This window comes from Rudaea sp. (assembly GCF_057139185.1).
This window is the reverse complement of record NZ_DBNHDN010000038.1, coordinates 92,218-118,759: the sequence shown is the minus strand read 5'-3', so window position 1 is coordinate 118,759 and position 26,542 is coordinate 92,218. Positions and strand designations below refer to the sequence as shown.

Sequence of the window (26,542 nt, the reverse complement as noted above, 5' to 3'; positions counted from 1 at the left end):
GATGAATGGTCCGTGCTCAATGGACAAAAACGAAGTGATGCGGATGCTAGGAAATTGGGCCGGCGCGAAGGCCGCCAGAATTTACGCGGTGAAGGTGCCGATCGACGCAATGCCTGCGGCCTAACGCCAAAGCTAAGGCGCCGTAGCGAAGCGAAGGTCGCCTTGAGCGCAGAGTTAGCTGACAACCGACAGGAAACAGAAAATGGAAATTGAATCGCGAGAACTTAGCCGTGAAGAATTGCTAGTACATATGCGCGCGCTCTGTTCGGCGCTTAATGAAGCTTGCGCCGAACGTTCTGCTGCGCAATGCGAGCTTGCGGCGTATAGGCAGGCAGTGGGCGAATTACAGGGGTCCGCTGGCGAATGGACAAAAGCGCGCGTCGCCGCGCTATTGGCAGCTAACTACTAGTAGGCGGCGAAACGCCATCTAACTTGGCAGCCTATCACGCCAAACGAAAAAGTATATTTTTCAGCAATTCAACAACATGGTCGAAAAAAGAACTGCCAGCTTGCAGCCTAACAAAGAGGCGTTTCTCGCTCGATCATTTTTGCATGTCGCGAAGCGCACGCGGATGGCATTTCGCCGCGGCACGCAACTGCGTCAGGTCGACGCCGCAATAGATCGCAGTGGTCGCGAGATTCGTGTGCCCGAGCATTTCAGCGATCGCGGTCAGCGGGCATCCGCTATGCAGCAATGCGGTCGCGAAGCTGGCGCGGAGCAGATGCGGGTAGCGGCCCGTCCACGGCCGCGACGTGCCTCCGATGCGCAGCATCCCGTAACCGGCGCCGATGCCAGCGGCAGCGTGCAGGCAGCGAGAGACGATTTCCCAGACGGTTTGCGCGGTGAGCGGCTTCCCACTGCGGCCGACAAAGATGCGCCGGCATCGGCCCAGGCCAGCCGCGCCGCGGCGCTGGCGATAGTGTTCGATCATGGCGAGCGTTTCCGCCGTCATCGGCACGTAGCGGCGCTTGCCGAGTTTGGCGTGCTGAACGTAGAGATAGCCATCGTCGAGCACGTCGCCGAACTCGAGGCCTGCAAGCTCGGCAGCGCGCAAGCCGCTTTCGTACAGCACGCGCAAGATCAGCATGTCGCGCAGGCCGGCCAGCGTGACGGGATCCGGTACGGCCATCGCACGGCCGATCTGCTCGTCGGTCAAGTAGCGCGGCAGCCGCGCCGGCATGCGGCGCTGGCGCGGAAGCTTGGCCAGCTCGGCCGATGCCTCGATCGTGCCCAGTGCGTGCTGAAACCGCAGCCACGCGCGGATGGCCTTCAGGTCGGCATTGATCGTCGCCTGGCCGACGTGCGCGCGGCGCGCGTACAGGTAGCCGAGCATCCGCTCCTCATCGACATGCAGCAGCGCGCCGCCGGCCGCAAACCAGCGCCGCAGCACGCCGCTATAGACGCGCACCGTGGCCGTCGACCGGCCGCAGCCGCGCAAGTACGTGCCGAAGCGCACCAGCCACGCCTCGACGTCCGGATCGCGCGCCGCAGGCAGCGTCAAGACAGGTTTACGATAACCACGTGGTATCACGGTTTCGCGCTTTTCTGTTTCCGTTCAACACTCGCAAGTAATTGTATTTATTGGTATTTTGTGCCAGCTATTCTGTATGTTACATAATATACATTCACGAACGTTCATGATGAGGTGCTCATGCGGGAATCCCGAAATAAGGCTGTACGAATCGATCGAGCCTGCGCTACAATGCGCGGCTGTATTCGCCCGTACCGCCCTGATATTCGGAAATTCCCATGAAAGTCCTTTCGTCTCTCAAGTCCGCCAAGCAGCGTCATCGCGACTGCAAGGTCGTGCGCCGCCGCGGCAAAGTGTTTGTGATCTGCAAGAGCAATCCGCGTTTCAAGGCGCGCCAGCGCTGACCCGGTCGCTCGGCTCTCGCAAGCCGATCGTTGCCGTGAAGGCCGCCTGGTGGCGGCCTTCACGTTTTCGGGTTGCACTGATTCACCAATTGCGCCGCTTGGCACTGCTGGTATTGCAACGGTCATGCCGGCTTGGCACCATCGATCGCATGGAATAGCCAACGTGGAGAATGCGCCATGACGCTGCACCGTCCTTTTCTCTTAGCGGCATCCGCCGTGCTCGCTCTGGGCACCTTCGGCGGCGCGCATGCCGACACCTTGTTGATCGATCGCGTCAAGCAAGAGAGCGGCCGCATCACCCCCACGCGCGGGCTGTCGATGGCGCAGGTGGAAAACCGGTACGGCGCGCCGCTGAGCAAACTCGCTCCGGCCGGCGGCGATTCGCGCTGGCATCCGACGATCAACCGCTGGGTCTATGCCGACTATACGGTCTATTTCGAGCGCGATCGCGTGATCGACACCGTGATAAATCGCGTTTCGGCCGAGGAGATCGGGCCGAAGGGCGCCGTGCCGCGTCGATGACGGCGTCCAGCTTCCGCCTCCCCGCGGAATGGGAGGCGCAGCACGGCGTCCTGCTCGCCTGGCCACATGCCGAAACCGATTGGGCGCCGCGGCTTGACCAGGTCGAAGCCACTTGTGCCGCCTTGATTTCCGCGATCTCCCGTCGCGAACACGTGGTGCTGTGCGTCGCCGACGCTGCGGTACGCGCGCGCGCCGAACAGGCGTTGCGTCGCGCCGGGGCGCAAGAGGCGAGCATCCGACTCGTTGCCGTCGAGTACGACGATACCTGGTTGCGCGATTCCGGACCGATCACGCTCGTCGACGGCAAGCGCCTGCGTCTGACCGACTTCCGCTTCACCGGCTGGGGCGGCAAGTTCGGCGCGAGTCGCGACGACGCGCTGGTCGGCAACCTTGTCGTTCGCGGCGTGTTCGCGCCGGTCGAGCATGTGCGTGTGGATTGGGCGCTCGAGGGGGGCGCGATCGAATCCGATGGCAACGGCACGATCCTGACAACCTGGCGCTGCCTGCATCAACGGCATCCCGAACAGAGTCGCGAGGAGATGGCGCAGTTGTTGCGCGACAAGCTCGCCGCGCAGCGCGTACTCTGGCTCGAACACGGCTACCTGCAGGGCGACGACACCGACGCGCACATCGACACGCTGGCGCGTTTCGCGCCGGACGAGGCGATCGTGTTCCAGGCCTGCGACGATCCGACCGACACCCATCACGGCGAGCTTGCGCGCATGCGCGAAGAGCTTGCCGCGCTGCGCACGCCGGAGGGCAGGCCATACCGCCTGCATGCCCTGCCCTGGGCCAAGCCCATCCTCGACGGCGGCCGTCGCCTGGCAGCCTCGTATGCGAACTATCTGATCATCAACGATGCCGTGCTGGTGCCAGCCTACGACGATCCCGCGGATGCCGAAGCGGCTCGCATCATCGGCGATGCGCACCCGGGGCGGGAGATCATTCCCATCCCCTGCCGCGCGCTGATCTGGCAGAACGGCAGCCTGCACTGCATGACCATGCAGTTGCCGCAAGGAGCATTGACGTGAGCAAGACATTGCGTGTCGCGCTGTTGCAGGAGACCGATCGTGGCAGCCGCGAGGCCAATCTCGACGCCATCGAGGCAGGCTTGCGCGAAGCGGCCGCGGCCAAAGCAGGGCTCGTGTTGTTGCAGGAACTGCACAATGGTGCGTACTTCTGTCAGCACGAGGATGTTGCCGAGTTCGATCGCGCGGAACCGATTCCCGGGCCGAGCACGCAACGCCTCGGCGCACTCGCCGCCGAACTCAAGCTCGTGGTCGTCGCCTCGCTGTTCGAGCGCCGCGCGGTCGGGCTTTATCACAACACCGCCGTCGTCTTCGATGCAGCCAGGGACATTGGCGGGAAGTACCGCAAGATGCACATTCCGGACGATCCCGCCTTCTACGAGAAGTTCTACTTCACACCGGGCGACCTCGGATTCGAACCGATCGAAACGTCGGTCGGCAAGCTCGGCCTGCTCGTGTGCTGGGATCAGTGGTACCCGGAAGGCGCGCGCCTGATGGCACTGGCCGGCGCCGACCTGTTGCTCTACCCGACGGCGATCGGCTGGGACCCGGGGGATGACGCCGCGGAAAAGGCGCGCCAGCGCGACGCCTGGATCACCGTGCAGCGCGGCCACGCCGTTGCCAATGGCCTGCCACTGCTGGCCTGTAACCGCACGGGCTTCGAGCCCGCGCCCGACGGTGCGCGCGGAATCCAGTTCTGGGGATCGAGCTTTGTCGCCGGCCCGCAAGGTGAATTCCTCGCCCAGGCCGCTACCGACAAGCGCGAACTGCTGGTCGTCGACATCGACATGCAGCGCAGCGAGAACGTGCGCCGTATCTGGCCGTTTCTGCGCGACCGGCGCATCGACGCCTATGGCGATTTGCTGAAGCGTTTTCGCGACTGACAACCACCTACGCGCTCGTCATTCCGGCGCAGGCTGGAATCCAGCTGCTACTTCCGACACAAAAAACAAAAACCGGAATCCAGCCTGTGCTGGAATGACGGCTAAAGAAAATCGAATGAGCGATCCGCCCCTCCCCACCTCCCCCGTCACCGACCAGCCGCTTGCGCGCATCACCCGCGATGGCGTCGAATACACCCTGCTCGGCACGGCGCATGTGTCGCGCGCCTCGGTCGAGGCGGTGCGCGAGTTGATCGGATCGCAGGATTTCGACGCAATCGCGGTCGAACTGTGCGACACGCGCTATCGTGCGTTGCGCGACCGCGAGGCATGGCGCAACCTCGACCTGCTGCAGATCATCCGTCAGGGCAAGGCCGGCATGGTTGCGGCGAATCTGGCGCTATCGGCGTATCAGCGCCGACTTGCGGAACAGTTCGGCATCGAACCCGGTGCGGAGATGAAGACCGCGGCGGAACTCGCCGAGGCTCAGCACAAGCCGGTCTGGCTCATAGATCGCGAAGTCGCGACGACACTGAAGCGCGCCTATCGCAGCGTCGGTTTTCTCGCGCGCTTCGGCCTGCTCGGCGGGCTCGTGGCCAGCCTGTTCGAACGCGGCGATGTCGCCGAGGAAGATATCGAGAAGCTCAAGCAGGGCGACATGCTGCAAAGTGCATTCAGTGAGTTCGCCGAACAATCCGAGCCACTGTTCCGCAGCCTGATCGCCGAGCGCGACGGCTTCATGTCGGCGCGACTGCGCGAGGAAAGCGCGAAAGCGCAGGCGCTCGGCACGATGGTAAAGCGGGTGCTGGTGGTGATCGGCGCGGGGCATCTTGCCGGCATGACGGATGCGATCCAAACGCAGCAGGACGACCCGACCCGGTGCACGGAATCGCTCAACATGCTGCCGCCGGCCTCGCCGTGGCCCCGCTGGATCGGTTTCGGCGTACTCGCCGTCATCGTCGCCGCGATCGCCTACACGTTCACGCGCGGCGCGCATTTCGGGGTCGAGGCGATCAAGGTCTGGGTGCTGTTCACCGGCGGCTTCGCCGCGCTCGGTGCGCTGCTCGGCGGCGGCCATATCCTCAGCGCGCTGACCGCGTTCGTGGTCGGGCCGTTGAAACCGTTCCGTCCGTTCGTGCCGGTTGGCGCGGTCGCGGCGGCCGTCGAGATGTCGCTGCGCCGGCCACGTGTCGCCGATTTCGAATCGCTGCGCGACGACGTGATCGACTGGCGCGGCTGGTGGAAGAACCGCGTCTCGCGCACCCTGCTCGTCTTCCTGCTGAGCAATTTCGGCATGATCCTCGGTGAATATCTCGCCGGCATCCGCATCCTGAGCAAGCTGCTATGAATCTCGCACGTCTGCTGTTCAAACCGAAGTGGCAGGACAAGAACGCCGAGGTGCGGCGCGTCGCCGTCGCTTCCGCCGACGACGCGGAACTGATTGCCTCTCTGCCCCGGATCGTGCGCACCGATGCCGATGCCGGTGTGCGCCTGGCCGCACTCAAGCGCCTTGATGATTACGAAGCCTGGCGCGAACGTTCGACTGGCGACGCAGACGCAGCCGTCCGCCGCATCTCGCGCGAGGCCTATCTTTTCCTGCTGTGCGCGAGCGACTCGCGCGTGCCGGCGCTGTCGCGACGCATCGCCGAACTCGAGACGCTGAGCGCGGACGAACTCGAACGCGTCGCCACCCGTGCTGCCGATCGAGAGCTGCGCGCCGACGCGCTCGCGCGGGTGACGCGCCCTGCCCTCATCGCCGAGCGCGCGATCGCCGATCCCGATGCCGCGATCCGCCTCGCAGCACTCGAGCGCGTCGTTGACACCGCCGCGCTGGATCGCATCGCGGAGCGTGCGCGCAAGACCGACAAAACCGTCAGCCGACGCGCGCGCGAGTTGGTCGAAGCGCGGCGCATCGGCAGCGGCGATGCGGCTGCCGTCGCGCAAAAGGCACGCGCGTTGTGCGAACGCATGGAGGCATTGGTGCGGGCACCCGCCGCTGACGACGTGGTCTACGAGGCGATCGTGCGCGATTGGGGGGCACTGGGTAACGCGGTGCCGACCGATCTGCTCGCGCGCTATTGCGGCGCCGACGCACTCGTGCGACAGACGAAGATCAACGTGCGGAATTCGCCCGCCCGCGTGGTTGCGCCAGACGTCGAGGAAACCCAGCCCGAGGCGCAAGCTGCCGCACCTGCGATGCCCGGTGTCGAAATGTTCGCATCACAGGCGCGTTTCGACGCCGCACTTGCGAGTGCGGCCAGCGAGGCGCAACGCGAGCGCGAACTGCGCCGCGCGCATCTGCACGAAATGGAGCAGGCTTTGCCGCGCTACGCAGCGATGCTCGATGCGGGTACGGTATCGGCCGCGCACGCGCTGCACGATCGACTGCTCAACCTTGGCGCGATGGTCGTGCCATTGCCCGCCGCACTCGAAGCCAGGCTTGCACCGCTGCACGCGCACTACAGCGAGCTCAAGCAGCAGCAGGCTTGGGCCAACCGCCGGCGGCGAGAAATGCTCTGCGAGGACGTCGACAAGCTTGCGCAGTCCGGCTTGCATCCCGACGCACTTGCGTTGCGCCTGCGGGAAGCTCGCGAAGAATGGCAGCGACTCGATGCGGCCGAGGGTATTTCCGGCGGCATCGAGTCGAGTTTGACACGACGCTTCCATTCCCTCTGTCATCGCGCGCTGAAACCCGCGAAGACTTACTTCGACAAGCGCGACGAAGTGCGCAAGTCGCATGCCGGCGAGATCGGCAAGCTGCTGCAGGAAGCCGCCGCGTTGCCGGAGGAGATCATCGACTGGAAAGCAGCGGGCCAACTGCGCCAGAAACTCGGCGACGCACTGCGTTCGCTCGACGGTGTCGATCCGCGCACGCGCACCACGCTGGCCAGGCAGATCAAGGCGGCGATCGATCAACTCGCGCCGCGCCTAGATGCGCACGCAGACGAAGTCGAAGCGGCCAAGCGGCGCTTGATCACACGCGCCACGGCCTTGCGGCAGCAGAGCGACGGCCGCGCGGTTGCGCGCGATGCACGCGAATTGCAGACGCAGTGGACCGCACTCGGCCACGGCCGCCGCGGCAGCGACCAGCGCCTTTGGAAAGAATTCCGTACGGCGGTCGATGCCGCTTTCGGCCAGCTCGACGTGGCGCGCAAGCAACGCGACGAGCAATCGACGGCGATACGCGCACAAGCGCAGAACCTGCTCGCCGAACTCGAAGCTTTGCGCGACGACGATACCCACGAGGCGAAAGCACAACTGCGCGACATCGACACGCGTTGGCACGCGCTGGGTTCGTCCGATCGTGCGCTCGAGCAGCGCTACCGCAAAGCGCACGACGCGCTCGAGTCGCGCTTGCGGGGCGCGGCGCGGTGCAAGCGTCTGGCGGGCTATACCGACGCGCTGGCGAAATACACCGTGCTGCGCGCCGTGGAAACCGGCGCGCAGACTGCGGAGGCTGTCGCTGCCTCCTGGCACGAGCACCCCGCCCCGGCCGAATTCGGCGCAGTACTCGATGCGCGCTTGGCCAGGATGTCAGTGGCACCGTTTGCCGAAGGACAAGACGAAAACCCGGCACGCGACCTGCTTGTCGAATTCGAGTTCTTCGCCGGCCTCGAAACGCCGGCTGAAGACCGCCAGCGGCGCATGAACTTCCAGGTCCAGCGCCTCGCCTCACGCATGCGCGATCGCGGCGCGGCGACGCCGGAGTCCGAGCTTGCGCGACTGATGCGCGCTTGGCTCATGCAGCCACCGCAGGCGGTCGAACTCGAGGACCGTTTCGCGCGCTCGGCCCGGGCAGGTATCGAAGCCCTGCCTTGATCGCGGTCGAAGCGGGTGTATCTTCGTGGTTCGTTCGTACCACGGGGCTCGAGTCCATGCAGCAACGCACGAAAACACCGTCGAAGAAGCGGTCGCCGACGCCGCCTCGCAAGGCGCAACCCGCAGGCGGCCGCGCGAACAAATTCGCCGAGGAACTCGCCGTGCGCGTGCGTGCCGCTCTCGGCGAGTCCGGCAGTCTCGGCGAAAAGAAGATGTTCGGCGGCATCGGCTTCATGCTCAACGGCAACCTCGTCGTTGCGGCATCCAGGCGCGGCCTGCTCGTTCGCAGCGGCAAGGACCGTCAACCCGAGGTGCTGGCCTGGCCGAACTCGCGGCCGATGGTGATGCGCGGGCGGACGATGGAGGGCTACGCTTACCTCGATCCTCCCGGTGCTTCCGACGGAGCCGTCCGCGCCTGCGTCGGCATCGCGCGCACTTTCGTCGCGACGCTGCCGAAAAAATAACACTACGTCGCGAGCTGGCGCCGCGTACGCACCTCGCGCAGCACGCGCTTGGCCCACAGGCTCGCGTCATCGAGCAGCGAATATATCGTCGGCAGCACAAGCAGGCTGACGATGGTCGAGAAGATCAGGCCGCCGGCGATCGCGCGCGCCATCGGATAGTACGGAGGGCCGTCGCCGCCGATCGCCGCGTCGCCCAGGCACAGCGGCAGCATGCCCAGGATCGCCGTGCCCATGGTCATCAGGATCGGGCGCAGCCGGTCGCGCGCACCCTGGATCAGCGCTTGGCGCCGGTCCATGCCGTCGTGGCGCAACTGGTTGATGTGCACGATCATGACGATGCCGTTGTTGACGACCACGCCCATCAGGATCAGCACGCCGATCGAGGCCATGATCGAAAACGTCGTGCCGGTGATCCAGAACAGCCAGAACACGCCGAAGATCGAGAATACGAACGTGGTCAGGATCGCCGCCGGGTAGATCAGCGACTCGAACATCGCGCACATGACGACGTAGACGAGCACGAGCGCGATCAGCGTGTTGAACAGCATCGTGCTGCCGGCTTCGTCGTCGCGATCGAAGTTCTCACCGAAGCTCCATTTGTAGCCTGGCGGCAGTTCCATCTTGCCCATCGCGGCCTGGATGTCTCGTCGTGCATCGTCCGGAGTCTTGCCTTCGACGAAGTTGGCGACGATGGCGAAACTGGTCTGCCGGTTGCGGCGCTGGATCGTCGCGGCGGCGTTTCGCGCGTCGACATCGATCATCGACATCAGCGGCACCTGGGTGCCATCGGCACGGCGCAGCATGTAGTCCGAGAGATTGTCCAGGCTCTGCGTGTCACCACCGGAAAAGCGCAGCCAGACCGGCACCTGGCCTTCGCCGCCGTGGTAGTCCTTGAGACGGAAGCCGCGCAGCGCGATGCCGATGTACTGCGCGATGTCGCTTGCCGAGAAGCCCATCGCCTTGGCCTTCTGTCCATCGACGTGCACGGCGATTTCGCGGTTGCTGCTGTTCTGCTGTGCGCGCACGTCACGCAGGCTCGGCAGGCTGCTCAGGATCGGAATGACGTTGCTCGCCAGCTCGCGCAGCTGCGCGCCGGAGTCGCCGGTCAGATTGATGCCCACGCTTGGCTGCTGGCTGCTGCTGCCGCCACCGCCCTCGAAGCCGACCACGACTTCGCCGATCGGCACCTTGGGCATGCCCTTGCGGATCATTTCGACGATCTGCGCCTTGTCGGGCGCGTCGTCGTCGAGGAAGGCCGCCATCTCGCTGTCGCCCTGCTCGTTGTAGAAGACATAGACGTTCTTCAGATGAAATTCCTCGCGATGCTGCTCGAGCCAGCTCTCCAGCGTCGCGTAGCTCGTGCGCATCTGCGCCAATGGATACAAACCATTGAGATTCATCTGGAAGAAGATCCACTTCGACGGGCCGCCGCCATTCATGTTGACCTTGGTCTGGCTGATCGGCACGAAGCTCGCGAGCAGCAGCGCCAGCAGGCCGAGCATGGTCCAGCGTCGATGCGCCAGCGTCTTCTCGATGAAACGGCCGTAGCGCTCCTGCGCAGTCGTGATCACGGTCTTGCGGCCGATGAATTTCGGCGGCGGCAATTTCGCCGACAGCATCGGCACGAGGCTGACCGCGACCAGCCACGAAGCCAGATGCGCGATCGCCATCGCCACCGCGACCTGGGTCAGGAAGATGCTCATGCCGTTCTTCTCGCGCAGCACCATCGGCAGGAACACGATGATGCTGGCAAGCGTACCCGCAGCGATCGCGATGCCGACGATCTGCGTACCCTGCACCGCGCAGTACCACGGCTTGTCCGGATGGTGCTCACGATACTGGTAGATGCTCTCGACAACGACCACGGCGTTGTCGACGAGCATGCCGACAGCGAGCAGCAGACCCATCATCGACAGGATGTTGAGGCTGATGCCGAACATCTGCATGCAGCCCAGGGTGATGACAAAGCAGATCGGGATCGCGAGCGACACCATCAGTGTCGACGGCCAGTCGCGCAGGAAGAAAAACAGCACGAGCACTGACAGCAACGTGCCTTCCAGCCCGGCCTTGCCGAGCTGCTTCAGACTGTCGGTTACACCGGCGGCCTGGTCGTTGAACGCGACCAGTTGCAGATCATCGATCTGGCCGGATTGCTTGATGCGGTCGATCTCGTCCCAGACGCGGCGGCCAACGTCGACGAGGTTGGCCGCGCGCTCCTTGTACACGCGCAGGATCACGGCCGGACGCGTATCGAGGTGCAGTTCGTAGTCCGCGCGCGCCGGTTTGAACGAGATGTCGGCGATGTCGCTGAGCTTGAGGCCGCGCTCGTTGATCGCGAGCAGGCGGATGTCGTCGATGCTGCGCCACTCGCCGGCCGGCTGCACGTGATAGCGCAGATCGCCGTCCTTGATCAGGCCACCCGAGGCGGAAAAATTCGCGGTCGAAAGTTTCTTGTACAGCTCGTCGAGGCTGATCCCGGCAGCGGCGAGTCGCTCGGCTGAAATCTCGATCTGCACTTCACGCTGCGAGACGCCCTGCAACTGCACGCGCGCTACGCCGGGCAGGCGTTCCAGCGGACGCTTGAGTTTGTGGTCGAGCAGGTCGTAGGCGTTGGTCAGGTTGCGTTCGGAGGAGATCAACATGCCGAGTACGGGGTGATCGCCGGTGCCGAATTTTTCCACTGAGTAGCGCTTCAGGTCGCTGGGCAACTGGTCGCGGATCGCGTCGATCTTGCCGCGCGCTTCGACTGCCTTGACCGCGGCGTCCTGGCCCCATTTGAACTCGATGAAGATCTGCGCGCCTTCCGGCGGCGAATTCGAATTCATGTTCTTGATGCCGGTCAGCGTCGACAACGCGTCTTCGACCGGTCGCGTGATCGTGCGCTCGACCTCGCCCGGCGTCGAACCGGGGTACGGCAGGTCGACGAACATGAAAGGAAACTGGACGTCGGGCATCGCCTCGAGCGGCAGGCGGAACGCCGCGATCAGGCCGATCACGGTCATCGAGACGAAGACCATGATCGCGGTGACCGGCCGTTTCAGGCTGAGTTCCGCCAGCGTCATACATGGATTCCATGGGCAACTAGAGCCAATAACACGGATAAACGCGGATCATCAAAAGTATCGACGCGGACAAGACGGCAATTACCTTTCCCTCTATCCGTGTTCATCGTTCTTGATCCATGAAATCCATGTCCATTGCTTTGGATTTCAGGCGGCGCGCAAATCCCGCCCGCGACGCGCGCGCGCATCTCGTAGCACGCGCTTGGCCCAAAGACTCGCATCGTCGAGCAGCGAATAGATTACCGGCAACACGAGCAGGCTGACGATCGTCGAAAAGATCAGACCACCTGTGATCGCACGCGCCATCGGGTAGTACGGCGGGCCGTCACCGCCGATGCCGGTGCGGCTGATGCACAGCGGCACCATGCCGAGAATGGCCGTACCCATCGTCATCAGGATCGGGCGCAGGCGGTCCTTCGCGCCCTGGATAAGCGCGTCGACGCGATCCATTCCCTCGTGGCGCAGCTGGTTGATGTGCACGATCATGACGATGCCATTGTTGACGACGACACCCATCAGGATCAGCACGCCGATGAAGGCCATGATCGAGAACGTCGTGCCGGTGATCCAGAACAACCAGAACACGCCGAAGATCGAGAAGATGAACGTGGTCAGGATTGCGGCCGGATAGATCAGCGACTCGAACATCGCGCACATGACCACGTACACCAGCACGAGGGCGAGCACGAGATTGAGCATCATCTTTGCCGCCGCGTTGTCGTCGCGGTCGAAGTTCTGGCCGAAGCTCCAGCGATAGCCGGGCGGTAGCTGCACCTTGTTCATCACGTTCTCGATCTCGGCGCGCGCATCGTTCGCGGTCTTGCCGTCGGCGAGGTTGGCCTTGATCGACAACGAGGTTTGCCGGTTGCTGCGCTCGATCACCGACGAGGCATTGTTGGTCGATACCTGCACCATTGACATGAGTGGAATCTGGGTGCCGTCGGCGCGGCGCAACTTGTAGTCGGAGAGGCTGTCGAGGTCGCGCGCATCCGCGCCGCGGAAGCGCATCCATACCTGCAATTGGTCCTGGCCGCTGTGGTAGTCCTTGAGCTGGCCGCCGCGCAGCGCCACCGAAATGTACTGCGCCACATCGCTGGCCGAGAATCCGTAGGATCGTGCCTTCTCGCGGTCGACATGAATCGCGAGTTCGCGGTTGCCGCTGTCCTGGTCGGCGCGCACGTCGCGCAGGCTCGGCAGCGACTTGATGATCGGAATCACCGTTGCCGACAGTTCGCGCAGCACCTGCCCCGAGTCACCGTTGAGGCTGAACTGGATGCTGTTGTCGTTGCCGCCGTTGCCGTTGAAGTCGAACACGATGTCGCCGATCGGGACCCTCGGCCCTTCCTTGCGGATCTTCTCCATGATCGCCTTGGTGTCGACCTGGTCGCGTTCGTCTTCCTTGAACAGGATCGTGGTGAAGGTGTCGTTGCCGTCCTCGGCGTAGCGGCTGTAGATGTTCTTGATGTGGAATTCGGCACGATGCGCGTCAAGGTACTTCTCGACCGTGTCGACGGACCGCTTCAACTCGGCCAGCGGATACATCGCGTTGAGGCGATAGCCGAGGAAAAGCTGGTCGCGATCGCCGCTCGGAAACATGTCCATCTTCGTGTGCGCGGCCGGCAGAACGATGCTGACCAGGAGCAGGCCGAGCAGCCAGAGCATGGTCCAGCGGCGGTGGCGCAGCGTACGTGCGACGAAACCGCCGTAGGCACTCTGCATGCGCGTGACCAGCGTCTTGCGGCCGATGAACTTCGGCGGCGGCAGCTTCGCCGACAGCATCGGCACGAGGCTGACCGCGACCAGCCAGGATGCCAGATGCGCAATCGCCATCGCCACCGCAACCTGGGTCAGGAACACGCTGATGTCATCCTTCTCGCCGAACACCATCGGCAGGAATACGATCACGCTGGCGAGCGTGCCGGCGGCGATCGCTATGCCGACGACCTGGGTGCCCTGCACCGCGCAGTACCACGGCTTGTCCGGGTGTTTTTCGCGGTAGTGGTAGATGCTTTCGACGACGACCACCGCGTTGTCGACGAGCATGCCGACCGCGAGCAGCAAGCCCATCATCGACAGGATGTTGAGGGTCATGCCGAAGAACTGCATGCAGCCCATCGTGATGACGAAACAGATCGGGATCGCGAGCGACACCATCAGCGTCGACGGCCAATCGCGCAGGAAGAAGAACAGCACCAGAATCGACAGCAACGTGCCTTCGAGCCCCGCCTGGCCAAGCTGACGCAGACTTTCGGTGACATTTTTGGCCTGATTGCCGAGTGCATAGATCTGGATGCCGCGCATCTCCGGCTGTTCGCGGATGCGATCGACCTCGGCCATGACGCGACGCCCCACGTCGACCAGGTTGGCGCTGCGCTCCTTGGAGATTTCCACGGCCACCGCTGGACGCTGGTCGAGGTGGCGCGCATAGGTGAGGCGCGCGGGCATCACCTCGACGTTGGCGATGTCGGAAAGCTTCAGACCCTTGTCGTTGATAGCAAGATCGCGGATTTCCTCGATGCTGCGCCATTCGCCGACCGGCTGTACGTGATAGCGCAGCGCGCCGTCCCTGACCAGACCGCCCGACGCGGAGAAGTTGGCCGTGTTGAGTCGCTGATACAGATCGTTGAGGCCGACGCCGGCAGCGGTCAGGCGGTCGGCGTCGATCTCGATGCGCACTTCGCGCTGGGCAACGCCCTCGATCTGCACGCGCGCCACGCCGGGCAGGCGCTCGAGCGGCCGCTTCAGCGCGCGGTCGAGCAATTCGTAGGCATTGGTCAGATCGCGTTCGGACGAAATGCGCAACTGCAGCACCGGCCGGTCGTTTGAGGCGAACTTGAACACGTTGTAGCGCAACAGGTCGCTCGGCAGGTCGGCGCGGATGGCATCGATCTTGCCGCGTGCCTCGACCGCCTTCACCGCGGTGTCCTGACCCCACTTGAATTGCATCTGGATCTGCACGCCGTCCGCACGCGTCAAAGAATCCATGCGCTGGATGCCGGTCAGCGTCGACAGCGCTTCCTCGACCGGGCGTGTCACCGTGCGCTCGACCTCGCTCGGGGTCGAACCCTGGTATGGCAGATCGACCACCATGAACGGAAACTGGATGTCGGGCATCGATTCCAGCGGCAGGCGGAACGCGGCGATCAGGCCGATCACGGTCATCGACACGAACAGCATGATCGCGGTGACCGGGCGCTTGAGACTCAATTCGGCAAGGGTCATGTGCGCTCCCCTACACGTGCAAAAGAAAGAGCAACCAACGCAGATAAGAGCAGATTTTTTTTAGCCAAAAATCTGATAGAGCAAAATCCTAAAAATGCTTTATCCGCGTTTATCTGCGTTGATCCGCTCTGATCTGCGTTAAACGCTTTTTTCTTCACGGCGTCGCTCCGTGCGGTGCGACCGCAGCATCGTCAAGCACCGCCCTCGCCTTGCGCTCGCCGCGTTCGCGATACACCGCATCGCTGCGGCGGTCGAGCAACGTGTACACGACCGGGATCACCACCAAGGTCAGCAATGTCGAGATGGCCAGGCCGCCGATCACGGTGATCGCCATCGGTGCACGCACTTCCGAGCCGTCGCCGAGGCCGATCGCCAGCGGCAGGAAGCCGATCAGCGTGCACAGCGTCGTCATCGTGATCGGGCGCAGGCGCGACTCGGCGGCTTGGGTGAGCGCATCGACCTTGGCCACGCCTTCCTCGCGCAACTGGTTGACGCGATCGATCAGCACGATGGCGTTCTTCACCACGATGCCGGCGAGCATGATCAGGCCGATGAACACGACCACGCTGAGCGGCGTGAACGTCAGTTTCAGCGCGAGCACCGCGCCGACCAGCGCGAGCGGGATCGAGAACATGATGACGAACGGATGCAGCAACGACTCGAACTGCGAGGCCATCACCAGGTAGACGAGGAAGATCGCGAGCACGAGTGCGAAAATCAACGAGTTGGTCGACGCGTCGAGCTCCTCGCTCTGGCCGCCGATATGCGCGGTCACGCCCGCGGCGAGCGGATTGTCGCGGATCAGCTTGCGTACTTCGGCGACGGCTGTGCCGAGGTCGCCGTAATGCAGATTGGCCGAGACGATCGCGACGCGTTCCTGGCTGATGCGATGGATTTCGCTCGGGCCGATTGTCGAGACGACGTCGGCGACCGCGGACAGGCGGATCGGTGTGCCCGCCGCGGCGCTATTCGTTGTCGTGGATTGCGAATTCGAGTTCGTGCCGGTCGAAGCGCCGCCAGACGAACTCACCGTGGACGCCGCGCCGGAACTGCCCATGGCGCTCGTCGAACCACTACCCGAGTTGCTCGCACTCGTGCTCGCCGTACCGCTCTGCGCAAAACCGACGATCAGGTTGCGGATGTCGTCGACCGAGCCACGCTGGTTCTCCTGCGCGCGCACGAGTACGTCGATCTTGCGGTCGCGGAAGCTGTAGCGCGTCGCCACCGAGCCCTTGACCTTGTTGACCACCTGATCGGCAATCTGTTTCGTGGTCAGTCCGAACGCGGCGGCGCGGTCCTGGTCGAAACGGATCTGGATCTCGGGATAGCCGCCTTCCACGGTCGACTTCACGTCGGCGAAGCGATCCGAGGCATTCATCAGATTGGTCAGTTTCTTGCCGGCTTTTTCGAGCGAAGCGAGGTCGTAGCCGCGCAGCTCGATTTCCAGCGGTGTGGCAAAGCTGAAAAGTTGCGGTCGCGAGAACTTCACCTCGGCGCCCGGATGGGTCTTCATGCTTGCGCGCAGTGCGTCAGTCGCCGCGCGCTCGCCCTTCTCGCCGGCACCGTGCTTGAGCACGACGAGGAGGCGCGCGATGTTCTCGCCCGATTCGGTCGGTGTCGCATCGAGGCGCGTGCCGGTGCCGCTGACGCCGTAGATCAGCTCGATGTTCGGATCCTTTGCGTTGGCGGTTTCCAGCTCCTTCACCAATGCGTCGGTGTCGTTCAGTGCGGTGCCGGGGGGCAGCTTCACCGTCATCTCGAAGCGGCCCTGGGCAAGCTGCGGAATCAGGTCCATGCCGAGCGTCGGGATCACGAGCAGGCTCGCGATGAAAGCCAGTGCCGCGAATCCGAGCACGAGAACAGGGTGGGCAAGCGCCTGCGGCAGAAGTGCGTGGTAGGAACGCGCGGCCGCGTTGTACGGTATCATCACGAAGCGCCCTATCGCGCGCAGCACTTTGCCGACGACCTTGCCGATCACGCCGGACACGACGAACGCGATAGTCGCGATCAGGCGCGGAATCCGCTGGAAGAACAGTTTCGATATCGGCGTGACGATTTTCTTCACCGTGCGGCCGGGCCGGCTCGTCGGCTGCCATCCCGGTGACGGCTCTTCTTCCCTGTACGCGAGCGGCGCGCGACCCTTGAGCGAAGCCAGCATCGGAATCAGGGTCATCGCGACGACCAGCGAAATCAGCATGGCGAAAGTCACCGTCAGCGCCTGGTCGCGGAACAACTGCCCGCCGACGCCCTGCACGAAGACCAGCGGGAAGAACACCGCGACCGTGGTCAGGGTCGAGGCGATCACCGCCATCGACACTTCCTTGGCGCCCTTCACCGACGCTTCGAGAATGCTCGCACCGTGCTCGCGCATGCGCGCGATGTTCTCGAGCACCACGATCGAGTCGTCGACCACCATGCCGGTTGCCAGCGCGAGGCCTCCGAGCGACATCACGTTGAGGCTCACGTTCGCCTGACCCATGAAGAAAAACGTGGTGATCAGCGAGATCGGCAGGCTCAGCGAAATGATGAACGTGCTCCACGAATCGGCGAGGAAAAAGAAGATGATGAGGATCGCGAGCACGCCGCCGATGACCGCGTCGTTGCGCACGTCGTCGAGCGAGGATTGGATGAAGATCGACTGGTCGTCGATCGTGTCGAGCTTCGCGTTCGGCGGCAGGATGTCCTTGAGTTTGGCCAGGCCTTTCTTCACCGCGGCGGCGACGCTGACCGTATTCGCGTCGCCTTCCTTGTAGATCGCCAGCTCGATCGCCTCATGGCCGTCGACGCGCACGATGCCTTCGCGTTCCTTGAATCCCTGCTTGACGTCGGCGATGTCCTTGAGCCGCACCGGCACACCGTTGTCGACCTTGATCAGCAGGTTGCGCATCTCGTCGAGGTTGGTGAACTGGTTGACCGTGCGCACGAGATAGCGCTGCGAGCCGTTCTCGATGCGACCACCGGAGACGTTGACGTTTTCATCGGTCAGACGCTTGGTCACGTCGGCGATATTGAGGTTGAGCTGGCGCAGCTTCTGCTGGTCGATGTCGACGTCGACCTGATCTTCGAGACCGCCGCCGACCTTGACCGCCGCGACACCCGCGGTCGGTTCCAGGCGTTTCTTCAACTCATCGTCGGCGAAGCGGCGCAGCTGCTTCAACTGCGCTTCATTGACCTCGGCAGTCGCGGGCTTCGCATCCGCTTTTCCCGCTCCCTGTTCCCTGTTCCCCGTTCCCTGCGACAACGACAAACGCATGATCGGATCGGTCGACGGATTGAAGCGCAACAGCACCGGCTTCTTCGCGTCGAGCGGCAACTGCAACGTGTCGAGCTTGTCGCGCACGTCGAGGCCGGCCTGGTCCATGTTCGTGCCCCAGGCGAATTCGAGGATCACGTCGGACTGACCGGTGCGCGATACCGAATGGATCTTGCGCAGGTTCTTGACCACGCCGATCGCTTCCTCGACCGGCTGCGAAATCAGGTTCTCGATTTCCAGCGGTGCGGCGCCCTCGTACTCGGTGCGTACGGTCAACGTCGGATAGGTCAGGTCCGGCAGCAGATTGACCTTGAGTCCCGTCAATGCAATCAGGCCGAACAAAACGAAGGTGAGCGTCACCATGCCGACGGTGACGCGCCGTCGGGTTGCGAGTTCGACGATGTTCATGCTCAGCCCTTCTTCTCGTCTGCCGACTTCTGCGCGAGCTGCTTGTCCTTGTCGCCGTTGAGCACCTGCACGGCGGTACCGTCACGCACGGCGTTACGGCCGACCGTGATCACCTGCGTGCCGGCGTCGATCCCGGAGCGGATCTCGACCTTGTCGCCCTCGGTATAGCCGACCTTGACCAGCTTGCGGCGTGCGACCAGGCCCGGCGCAGCGGGCTTCACGTCGCCCTTGTTCGCATCGGCCAACTTGGCATCCTTCTTCGCCGCGTCCTTCTTCGAGCCGTCCTTCGTGTCGTCGGTGGCCTTGTCGGTGGCTTTGTCGACGACGAACACGGCGGTCTCACCGTCTTCCTCGACGAGCGCGGAGCGCGGCACTGTCAACGCGTCGGCGCGCTGGTCGTAGACGATACCGATGCGGCCGAACATACCCGGCTTGAGGGTGCCGCTCTTGTCGTGGAACTCGCAGGTCACGCGGAAGGTGCCGCTGTTCGAATCGACCACGGGCGCGATACGCAGGATGCTGCCGCCGAACTTCTGTCCGGGCAGGGCGTCGGCTTCGAGCGTGACCTGCTGGCCCGCCTTGAGGATACCGAGCTGGCGCTCGGGGACGTTGAGCACTGCCTGCAGCGGATCCATGCCGACGATGCGGAACAGGCTCTGATTGGTCTGGATCAGGTTGCCGAGCTTGACCGAACGCTCGGCGATGACGCCGTCGACCGGTGCCGTGATGGTCGTGAACTGCAGGTTCAGCGCCGCTTCCTCGCGGGCCGCGCGCAGGTTCTGCATGTCGTACTTGGCCTGGTCGAAGTCGCGCTGCGGAATGAGCTGCTTCTGGATCGCCTTCTCGCTGTAGTTGAAGCTGGCATCGGCCTTGCGCATCTGTGCCTCGGCCTGGGCCAGCTTGGCACGTGCGGTCTCCTGCTCGAGCTGGGCGAGCACCTGCCCCGCCTTCACGCTCTGGCCTTCTTCGACAAACAGCTTGACCAGCACGCCCGAGGTTTTCGCCGCGACCTGGGCCTCGTGGTCGGCAGTCAGCGTCGCAGTGCCGTTGTAGCTGGCCGCGATCTCGGCGCGCGTCGCCCTGGCGACCTCGACCGGCACAGCGTTGACGACCTCCGCCTTGGCGTCCTTGCTTTCCTTGGCCTGGGCCGGGCTGCCGCCGCTGCAGGCGGAAAGCAACAGCGAGACCAAACCGGTGCAAATGAGAATCACACTCGAATTCGCGATGTTCTTGTTTATTTTCATGGAGTTGGAAAGCGCCGGGAGCGTTGGAGAAGGGAGGCATTATCGCTATGGTGTTATACTAGACTACATCACCGTTCACTGACCATCCCCCAGAAGTCATGATCGTGCGGCGCCATGTGTTCCGGCTCGTGTGCGTTCGATCAATCAAGTACCCGCCTGCATCCCTCCCCTGACCCCAGTCCAATGGATGCATTTTCGCTACAAAAAGTTGCAAGCGTAAGCGCCAATAGTCATGCGCGCCGGCGTGGCAGCGTGTTGGTTCAGAGCGTGACGAAATTGCCGGTCATGGCTGCCTGCGATGCCCATGGATACGGAAAAATCCACATGTATACCTCACGGGCGGGCGGTCTCCGGCCTGTGCCGGCGATGGCCAACCATGTCATTCCAGCCGCAGTACGGCGAACCGGCGCGGGCTGGCCACGGGTCGCTAGAAGTAAGTGCGCGGGGGTTGTTATACTCTCGCGCCCATTTCTTCAACCGTTGCCGGCCCCGAGAACATGACGAGAACGAAGCTTGCCTGCGCCCTGATTGCCCTGACCGCAGCCCTCGCTGCGCCCGCTTTCGCCACCGATGCGGTTGTCGCGCCGAAGGGCGATGCCAAAGCCGGCAAGGCGCTCGTCTACACCTGCGGTGGCTGCCACGGGGTGACCGGCTACACGAATGCGTATCCGAACTACCACGTGCCGCGCATCGGCGGCCAGAACTACGACTATCTCGTCGCCGCCTTGACCGAGTACAAGACTGGCCAGCGCAGCCATCCCACCATGCGTGCACAGGGCGAGAGTCTGTCCGAACAGGACATCAAGGACATCGCGACCTACCTTTCCAGCATCACCGCCAAATAAGCAGAAACGGAAACCGACACGCCATGAAATTCGCCATTGCCCTGCTTTCCGTTTGTGGTCTCGCCTGCGGCGTCGCCCATGCCGAAACGATTCCGCTTGAGAAGGTGAAGGAAAAAGCCGCGACCTGCGCCGCCTGCCACGGCGCCGACGGCAATTCCGATACGCCCGCGCAGAGCCAGTATCCGCGTCTCGCCGGCCAGTACCACGACTACCTGGCGCGCGCGCTGCACGAGTACAAGTCCGGCGAGCGCAAGAACCCGATCATGGCCGGCATGGCCGCGCCGCTGAGCGAGGCCGAGATCGACGCGCTCGCACGCTACTTCGCCGCGATGCCGGGCAAGCTCGACGACCTGGCCAGGCACGAGCAAGGCAACTGATCTTCCGTCCTGATTGGCGTTCGATCCTCGGCTCGTCTATCTCGCGAAAGCGAGGCTTGCAACGGGCAAAGGGCTGGTCATCCAGCGCATGCGGAAATGACGGACAGCAACATCAGCCCACAGCGCTGGCGCCGCTCTTCCCGCGGAAGTACGGATTGCTGCCGCTGGCGTGATCGGTCGCGTCGCGCACCGCGGTGATTTCCGGGAAATGGCCGCGCAGGGTCTTCTCGATGCCTTGCTTCAAGGTTACATCGGCCATGCCGCAGCCGTGGCAGCCACCACCGAACTGCAACAACACGACACCGTCCGCATCGGCTTCGACGAGACGCACGCGGCCGCCGTGTGCGGCGATCTGCGGATTGATTTCGCTGTCGAGCACGTATTGCACGCGGTTGGCCAGCGGCGCGTCTTCACCCGGAACACTGCCCTTGATGCGCGGTGCGCGTATCGTCAGCTGGCCGCCGGTCGCGCTGACCTGATAGTCGACCTCGGCATCGCGCAGCCAGTCCACGCTGGCCGCCTCGACGTAGACGTTGAAGCCCTCGCAATCAATACGCGTTTCGTCACCGGCCAGATCGGCGCTTTCCACATACTCGAGCACGCAATCCGCCTTTGGCGTGCCGGCATGGACCGCCTTCATGCGGATGCCGAGGTTGTCGATGTCCTGTTGCGCAAGCAGGTGGCGGAAATAGTTCTTCGCGCTGTCGGAAAGGCCGATCATGTTTGTTGCCAAGGCAGGTGGAATCAGTACCAGTATAGTCCTCATTCGCGCGCAGCGCCAACTGATGGGGGCGTTGCGGGTGGCAAGTTGCGCGCTTTGGTGATGCAATGGCGGAATCAAATTCCGAAAGCGTCATCCTCATGTCCGACCCATCGACGACCCTCGCCCAACTCGCCACGGAAGAATGCCTGCCGCTCAAAGGCCGCGAACATGCCGTGCCGCTCGCACAGGCTCAGGCGTGGCTCACCGCGCTGCCCGACTGGAGTTTCGGCCCGCAGCAGGCTGACATCCGCAAGGAGTTCCGCTTCCCCGACTTCATCCGTGCGCTGGCCTTCGTCAACGCCCTAGGCTACGTCGCCGAACGCGAAAACCATCATCCTGACCTCGAACTCGGCTGGGGACGCGTGCTCGTGCGCTACTCGACGCACGATGTCGGCGGGTTATCGCGCAATGACTTCATTTGTGCTGCGAAAACCGAAGTCCTGGCCGGCTGAGTCGAAGGCATCAACGTCGCAGATTGCCCTTCCTCGATACTCCGCGCGGCAGAGCATCCAGCACCGCGGCGAGATCGGGCGCCAGCGGCGCGGAGAAGCTGTAGCTCTTGCCGTCGAGTTCGAACTCGAAACGCGCCGCGTGCAGGAACAGGCGCTTGAGTCCGAACCCACGCATGTTCTGGTTGAAGCCCTTTTCGCCGTATTTCTCATCGCCAGCGAGCGGGTGCTCGATGTGCTGGGCGTGGACGCGGATCTGGTGGGTGCGGCCGGTGAACAGCGTCACTTCAGCCATGCTCGCATCGGCGTAGATGTCGACGATATGGAAGCGCGTCAGCGACGGCTTGCCGTCATCGGCGACGCGGACCATGCGCTCGCCGCCCTGCAGGATCGACTTGCGCAGCGCCGCATTGACGTCGAAGCGCGCCTTGTGCGTGTGACCCTTGATCAAGGCCAGATATTGCTTGGTGGTCTGATTCTCGCGGATCAACGCCTGCAAGCCGGTCAGCGCGGAACGCTTCTTGGCGAAGACGAGCACGCCGCTCGTGTCGCGATCGAGGCGGTGCGCGAGTTCCAGCGTTTCGTCCGGCCGCGCCGCGCGCAGCAGTTCGATCGCGCCGAAGGTGACACCGCTGCCGCCGTGGCTGGCGACGCCGGAGGGCTTGTCGATGACGAGAAATTCGCGGTCCTCGAAAATGATCGCGCGCTCGATCTGCTCGATCTGCGCGGCCGGCGGCGCTGCCCCGCCGCCCGGCTCGGCCGTGCGTACGGGCGGAATGCGCACCTGATCGCCCGCAGCCAGGCGCACGCCCTGCTTGGCGCGCTTGCCGTTGATCCGCACCTGACCGGTGCGCATGATTCGGTAGATCAGGCTTTTCGGCACACCCTTGAGCTGGCCGATCAGGAAATTGTCGATGCGCTGGCCGTCACGGTCGTCCGGAACCTGAACGAAACGCACGCCCGGACTCGCGCCAAGGCCTTCTTCCGTCTCGTTTTCCTGTGCGGATTTTGCTCGATCTGGCCTTGCAAGATTCATTGAAGTTCGCGTCCGAATTGGATTTTTTGCCGGTCGTTCGATACAATCGAGGGGTATTGCGCGTCCTGGGTCGGCTATGCCGGCCGCAATGACGCACTCGTTCAGCTACGCCCTTCGTGCGCGGATGCGGGCCTCCAGTGGAGCCCATCTCGCCGCAGGCAGGAATCGTAACCGTTCGAGTCGAGAATTGCCCGAAAGTCGGCAAGACGGTCGGGGGTTTGCGGCAGTACAGCAAGGGCTATGTTAAACGCCGGGCGCGATTGAAACGCGCCGGCAAGAAGCGCTCCCGTGGACGCGTACCCAAGCCCACGGTCGACGCGACGCCGTCGCTGCCATCGTTATCGGGTTGGCGCGCAGGCGTTGCGACGCGTAAGCGGTAGAGCGCGTTGAGGATGTAAAAATGAAACGCATGTTGATCAACGCAACTCAGCGTGAAGAGTTGCGTGTGGCTATCGTCGATGGCCAGTCGCTCTACGATCTCGACATCGAGATTCCCTCCAAAGAGCAGAAAAAGGCCAATATCTACAAAGGCCGCATCACCCGGGTCGAACCCTCGCTCGAAGCCTGCTTCATCGAATACGGTGCGGAACGCCACGGCTTCCTGCCGATGAAGGAAATCTCGCGCGAGTATTTCCAGCCGGGCGTCGACCACAGCCGCGCCGGCATCCGCGAACTGCTCAAGGAAGGCACCGAACTGCTGGTCCAGGTCGAAAAGGAAGAGCGCGGCAACAAGGGTGCCGCCCTGACCACGTTCATCTCGCTGGCCGGCCGCTACCTCGTGCTGATGCCGAACAACCCGCGTGCCGGCGGCGTGTCGCGCCGTATCGAGGGCGACGACCGCGCCAATCTCAAGGAAGAACTCGACAAACTCAACCTGCCCGACGAGATGGGCCTGATCATCCGTACCGCCGGTGTCGGCCGCGATGCGGAAGAGTTGCAGTGGGATCTGGATTACCTCCTCCAGGTGTGGAAGGCGATTTCCGACGCGGGCGTGAGCCGCCCTGCCCCATTCCTTATCTATCAGGAATCCAAGCTCATCATCCGCGCGCTGCGCGACTACCTGCGCAACGACATCGGCGAAATCCTCATCGACAGCCCCGAGCTGTACAACGACGCGCGCGAGTTCGTGCAGCAGGTCATGCCGAACAACCTGCGCAAGCTCAAGCTCTATCAGGAAACGGTGCCGCTGTTCTCGCGTTATCAGATCGAGACGCAGATCGAGAACGCGTTCGAGCGCAACGTGCGCCTGCCGTCCGGCGGCTCGATCGTGGTCGACCAGACCGAAGCGCTGACCGCGATCGACGTCAACTCGTCGAAGGCGACCAAGGGCTCGGACATCGAGGACACCGCGTTCAACACGAACCTCGAAGCCGCGGTCGAAGTCGCACGCCAGTTGCGCCTGCGTGACGCCGGCGGCCTCATCGTGATCGACTTCATCGACATGGAAAACCCGCGCCACCAGCGCGACGTCGAGGAGAAGCTCAAGGACGCACTGCGTTACGACCGCGCCCGCGTGCAGGTCGGCCGCATCTCGCGCTTCGGCCTGCTCGAAATGTCGCGCCAGCGCCTGCGTCCGTCGCTCGGTGAATCGACGCAGATCGTGTGCCCGCGTTGCGAAGGCCACGGCCGCATCCGCGGCGTGGAATCGCTGTCGCTGTCCGTGCTGCGCCTGGTCGAAGAACAGGCGATGAAGGAAAAGACCGGTCAGGTGCTGGTGCAGGCGCCTCCGGCGATCGCCAACTTCCTGCTCAACGAGAAACGCAAGAATCTGGTCGAGATCGAGCAACGTCATGACGTACCCGTCATCGTCGTCGCCGACGACAAACTCGAAACCCCGCACTTCGAGATCACGCGGATCAAGGGCAACGAGCTCGGCAGCGATGTCAAACCGAGCTACGAACGCCTGACGCCGGTTGTTTCCGCGCCGCCGCCGCAGGTGGCCAAGCCGGGCGACGAGCCGGAAAAGCCCGCCGTGTCCGGCATCGTGCCGGCCAATCCCGCGCCGGTGCGCGCCGAGGTCGAAACAGTTGCCCCGGTTGCCGTACCCGTACAACCCGCGCAGCAGTCAAAAGGTTTCTTTGCGCGCATCGCTGCGCTGTTCGCCGGCAGCCCCGCGCCGGCACCCGCCCCGGTTGCCGAGGAGCGCAAGTCTGCGAACGGCGCGCGCCAGCGTGAGCAACGCGGCAACGACTCGCGCCAGCAGCGTGGTCGTAGCGATGCCCAGCGCGGCCAGCAGGGCCAGCAGCGCGGCCGCAGCGACGCGCGCCGCGACCAGCGTCAGGACAACAACCGCCCGGCACGCGGCGACGGCCGCCAGCAACAGCAGAATCCGAACCCGCAGCAGAAGAACCGTCAGGAGCGCCCCACGCCCCCGCCGCCGTCACGCAACGCGACGACGGCCACCGCGACGGCTGCGCCGACCGAGCGCGAAGCACGCCCGCTGCCGGTGGTCGCATCGAGCGAAGCATTGAGCGACAGGCGGATCGTTCCGCTCGCGACGGAAGCCGCAGCGGCAACCCCTGCGCAGAAGCCCGCCGAAGCGAATGCCGCTGCGCCTTCCGCCGAGGGCGAAGCTACGCGTTCGCGTCGCCGTGGACGTCGCGGTGGCCGCCGTCGCCGTCGCGGTGAGGGCGAAACCGAAACCAGCGCGTCCGCCGCCGCCGTTGCCGGCAGCGACATCGTGCTCGACTTCGACGACGAAGATGATGCTCCGTCCGTCGTGCCGCAGACCAGACCGGCCGTAGGCGAGACCGCAGCCGCTGCGAGCGTGGCAACGCATACGCCAGATTCGACGGCTGCGGCGCCGAATCCAGTCGCGGCGAAGCTTCCAGCATCGCGGCCTGCCGCTGCCGGCGTTGTACCGCATGCCGTGGCGGCTGCCGAGCCGGCCCAGCAGGTACTGCCGATCGCTCCCGCTCCTTCCCTGCCGCCGGTGGAAACCGTTGCCGCAGCGAAGCCCGTCATGACGGCAGCAACGGTCGCTGCATCGCCGACCAACAACGAGCTGCCATTCGCACCGATCGCGAAGGCGCCCGCGGTTGCGGCTGCCGTTTCGCAGCCACCCGCGGTTCCGAAAGTGCAGCAGCCGGCATCGCCGCCGAACTTCAACGATCTCGTGGCAGTAAAGGACGTGGTGCCGCTGCACGTGCACATCGAGCGCGCCCTCGCCGAGCTGCGCGATGTGCCACCGACCAGGCCAGGCACCGAATCGGCGAAGTCGGAAGTTGCGGCTGCCGAAAGCAAGCCGCCTCCGGAACCGCCCGCGACCCCCTGATGCGCAACCACATGAAAAG

At 64.0% G+C, this 26,542-nt stretch carries 19 protein-coding genes and 2 pseudogenes; 12 read left to right on the top strand and 9 right to left on the bottom strand.

Annotation, left to right across the window (positions count from 1 at the left end):
• Positions 1-213 (top strand): hypothetical protein (locus AC16HO_RS13170; RefSeq protein ID WP_484335535.1); only part of this gene is annotated, 213 nt, incomplete at its 5' end.
• A 329-nt stretch (positions 214-542) separates the two neighbouring features.
• Here AC16HO_RS13170 and AC16HO_RS13165 read toward each other — a convergent pair.
• A complete protein-coding gene (locus AC16HO_RS13165) occupies positions 543-1,502 on the bottom strand; it encodes a tyrosine-type recombinase/integrase (protein WP_484335534.1) in 960 nt (319 codons plus the stop codon).
• A gap of 248 nt (positions 1,503-1,750) precedes the next feature.
• Between AC16HO_RS13165 and ykgO the strand changes: the two genes are divergently transcribed.
• From ykgO to AC16HO_RS13130, 7 genes are all read left to right on the top strand, one after another.
• Positions 1,751-1,876 carry a type B 50S ribosomal protein L36 gene (gene ykgO, locus AC16HO_RS13160; protein ID WP_008215056.1) on the top strand — a complete coding sequence of 42 codons (126 nt, stop codon included), beginning with the start codon at positions 1,751-1,753 and terminating at the stop codon, positions 1,874-1,876.
• Positions 1,877-2,053: 177 nt separating this feature from the next.
• Complete coding sequence (locus tag AC16HO_RS13155) at positions 2,054-2,398, top strand: hypothetical protein (RefSeq protein WP_484335533.1); 345 nt, start codon at positions 2,054-2,056, stop codon at positions 2,396-2,398.
• Positions 2,395-3,429 carry an agmatine deiminase family protein gene (locus AC16HO_RS13150; RefSeq protein WP_484335532.1) on the top strand — a complete coding sequence of 345 codons (1,035 nt, stop codon included), beginning with the start codon at positions 2,395-2,397 and terminating at the stop codon, positions 3,427-3,429. Before AC16HO_RS13155 ends, AC16HO_RS13150 begins: the two co-directional genes overlap by 4 nt.
• On the top strand, positions 3,426-4,310 hold the full coding sequence (locus AC16HO_RS13145) for a carbon-nitrogen hydrolase (RefSeq protein WP_484335531.1): 885 nt from the start codon (positions 3,426-3,428) through the stop codon (positions 4,308-4,310). Before AC16HO_RS13150 ends, AC16HO_RS13145 begins: the two co-directional genes overlap by 4 nt.
• A 115-nt stretch (positions 4,311-4,425) precedes the next feature.
• Complete coding sequence (locus AC16HO_RS13140) at positions 4,426-5,655, top strand: TraB/GumN family protein (protein WP_484335530.1); 1,230 nt, start codon at positions 4,426-4,428, stop codon at positions 5,653-5,655.
• Positions 5,652-8,126: a DUF349 domain-containing protein gene (locus AC16HO_RS13135; protein ID WP_484335529.1), complete on the top strand. Its 2,475-nt coding sequence runs from the start codon at positions 5,652-5,654 to the stop codon at positions 8,124-8,126. Before AC16HO_RS13140 ends, AC16HO_RS13135 begins: the two co-directional genes overlap by 4 nt.
• Before the next feature lie 56 nt (positions 8,127-8,182).
• A complete protein-coding gene (locus AC16HO_RS13130) occupies positions 8,183-8,590 on the top strand; it encodes a TfoX/Sxy family protein (protein WP_484335528.1) in 408 nt (135 codons plus the stop codon).
• A gap of 2 nt (positions 8,591-8,592) precedes the next feature.
• Here the strand turns inward: AC16HO_RS13130 and AC16HO_RS13125 are convergent, their stop codons facing one another.
• The 6 genes and pseudogenes from AC16HO_RS13125 to AC16HO_RS13100 all read right to left on the bottom strand — a co-directional run bounded on the left by AC16HO_RS13125 (position 8,593) and on the right by AC16HO_RS13100 (position 19,779).
• Positions 8,593-11,652 carry an efflux RND transporter permease subunit gene (locus tag AC16HO_RS13125; protein WP_484335527.1) on the bottom strand — a complete coding sequence of 1,020 codons (3,060 nt, stop codon included), beginning with the start codon at positions 11,650-11,652 and terminating at the stop codon, positions 8,593-8,595.
• 147 nt (positions 11,653-11,799) lie between these two features.
• Complete coding sequence (locus AC16HO_RS13120) at positions 11,800-14,874, bottom strand: efflux RND transporter permease subunit (RefSeq protein ID WP_484335526.1); 3,075 nt, start codon at positions 14,872-14,874, stop codon at positions 11,800-11,802.
• Positions 14,871-15,032 (bottom strand): hypothetical protein, encoded by a 162-nt coding sequence (locus AC16HO_RS13115; RefSeq protein ID WP_484335525.1) that lies wholly within the window; start codon positions 15,030-15,032, stop codon positions 14,871-14,873. The genes AC16HO_RS13120 and AC16HO_RS13115 overlap by 4 nt, the downstream gene beginning before the upstream one ends.
• Positions 15,029-15,829: pseudogene (locus AC16HO_RS13110) on the bottom strand (efflux RND transporter permease subunit); the annotation flags it as partial. The pseudogene AC16HO_RS13110 and the gene AC16HO_RS13115, both read right to left, overlap by 4 nt.
• Before the next feature lie 117 nt (positions 15,830-15,946).
• A pseudogene (locus AC16HO_RS13105) lies at positions 15,947-18,535 on the bottom strand (efflux RND transporter permease subunit); the annotation flags it as partial.
• Positions 18,536-18,537: 2 nt separating this feature from the next.
• The gene (locus tag AC16HO_RS13100; protein ID WP_484335524.1) at positions 18,538-19,779 is read right to left on the bottom strand and encodes an efflux RND transporter periplasmic adaptor subunit; all 1,242 of its coding nucleotides are present in this window, start codon (positions 19,777-19,779) and stop codon (positions 18,538-18,540) included.
• Between the two features lie 497 nt (positions 19,780-20,276).
• Between AC16HO_RS13100 and AC16HO_RS13095 the strand changes: the two genes are divergently transcribed.
• Positions 20,277-20,624 (top strand): c-type cytochrome, encoded by a 348-nt coding sequence (locus AC16HO_RS13095; protein WP_484335523.1) that lies wholly within the window; start codon positions 20,277-20,279, stop codon positions 20,622-20,624.
• Positions 20,625-20,647: 23 nt separating this feature from the next.
• Positions 20,648-21,001: a c-type cytochrome gene (locus tag AC16HO_RS13090; RefSeq protein ID WP_484335522.1), complete on the top strand. Its 354-nt coding sequence runs from the start codon at positions 20,648-20,650 to the stop codon at positions 20,999-21,001.
• Between the two features lie 112 nt (positions 21,002-21,113).
• Here the strand turns inward: AC16HO_RS13090 and AC16HO_RS13085 are convergent, their stop codons facing one another.
• On the bottom strand, positions 21,114-21,722 hold the full coding sequence (locus AC16HO_RS13085) for an NfuA family Fe-S biogenesis protein (protein ID WP_484335521.1): 609 nt from the start codon (positions 21,720-21,722) through the stop codon (positions 21,114-21,116).
• A gap of 140 nt (positions 21,723-21,862) precedes the next feature.
• On the opposite strand from AC16HO_RS13085, the gene AC16HO_RS13080 reads away from it, so the two are divergent.
• On the top strand, positions 21,863-22,216 hold the full coding sequence (locus AC16HO_RS13080; RefSeq protein WP_484335520.1) for a 4a-hydroxytetrahydrobiopterin dehydratase: 354 nt from the start codon (positions 21,863-21,865) through the stop codon (positions 22,214-22,216).
• A gap of 10 nt (positions 22,217-22,226) precedes the next feature.
• Here AC16HO_RS13080 and AC16HO_RS13075 read toward each other — a convergent pair whose 3' ends face one another.
• On the bottom strand, positions 22,227-23,249 hold the full coding sequence (locus AC16HO_RS13075) for an RluA family pseudouridine synthase (RefSeq protein WP_484335519.1): 1,023 nt from the start codon (positions 23,247-23,249) through the stop codon (positions 22,227-22,229).
• A 400-nt stretch (positions 23,250-23,649) separates the two neighbouring features.
• Here AC16HO_RS13075 and rne point away from each other — a divergent pair, with 400 nt between their 5' ends.
• A complete protein-coding gene (rne, locus tag AC16HO_RS13070; RefSeq protein ID WP_484335518.1) occupies positions 23,650-26,523 on the top strand; it encodes a ribonuclease E in 2,874 nt (957 codons plus the stop codon).
• Positions 26,524-26,542 lie beyond the last annotated feature (19 nt).

Bases quoted from the DNA above. Each gene is read 5' to 3' on its own strand.
- AC16HO_RS13080 (WP_484335520.1), top strand. From the start codon at position 21,863: ATGTCCGACCCATCGACGACCCTCGCCCAACTCGCCACGGAAGAATGC.
- rne (WP_484335518.1), top strand. From the start codon at position 23,650: ATGAAACGCATGTTGATCAACGCAACTCAGCGTGAAGAGTTGCGTGTG.
- AC16HO_RS13095 (WP_484335523.1), top strand. From the start codon at position 20,277: ATGACGAGAACGAAGCTTGCCTGCGCCCTGATTGCCCTGACCGCAGCC.
- AC16HO_RS13085 (WP_484335521.1), bottom strand. From the start codon at position 21,722: ATGATCGGCCTTTCCGACAGCGCGAAGAACTATTTCCGCCACCTGCTT.
- AC16HO_RS13125 (WP_484335527.1), bottom strand. From the start codon at position 11,652: ATGACGCTGGCGGAACTCAGCCTGAAACGGCCGGTCACCGCGATCATG.
- AC16HO_RS13100 (WP_484335524.1), bottom strand. From the start codon at position 19,779: ATGAAAATAAACAAGAACATCGCGAATTCGAGTGTGATTCTCATTTGC.
- AC16HO_RS13120 (WP_484335526.1), bottom strand. From the start codon at position 14,874: ATGACCCTTGCCGAATTGAGTCTCAAGCGCCCGGTCACCGCGATCATG.
- AC16HO_RS13090 (WP_484335522.1), top strand. From the start codon at position 20,648: ATGAAATTCGCCATTGCCCTGCTTTCCGTTTGTGGTCTCGCCTGCGGC.
- AC16HO_RS13140 (WP_484335530.1), top strand. From the start codon at position 4,426: ATGAGCGATCCGCCCCTCCCCACCTCCCCCGTCACCGACCAGCCGCTT.
- ykgO (WP_008215056.1), top strand. From the start codon at position 1,751: ATGAAAGTCCTTTCGTCTCTCAAGTCCGCCAAGCAGCGTCATCGCGAC.
- AC16HO_RS13135 (WP_484335529.1), top strand. From the start codon at position 5,652: ATGAATCTCGCACGTCTGCTGTTCAAACCGAAGTGGCAGGACAAGAAC.
- AC16HO_RS13130 (WP_484335528.1), top strand. From the start codon at position 8,183: ATGCAGCAACGCACGAAAACACCGTCGAAGAAGCGGTCGCCGACGCCG.
- AC16HO_RS13155 (WP_484335533.1), top strand. From the start codon at position 2,054: ATGACGCTGCACCGTCCTTTTCTCTTAGCGGCATCCGCCGTGCTCGCT.
- AC16HO_RS13150 (WP_484335532.1), top strand. From the start codon at position 2,395: ATGACGGCGTCCAGCTTCCGCCTCCCCGCGGAATGGGAGGCGCAGCAC.
- AC16HO_RS13075 (WP_484335519.1), bottom strand. From the start codon at position 23,249: ATGAATCTTGCAAGGCCAGATCGAGCAAAATCCGCACAGGAAAACGAG.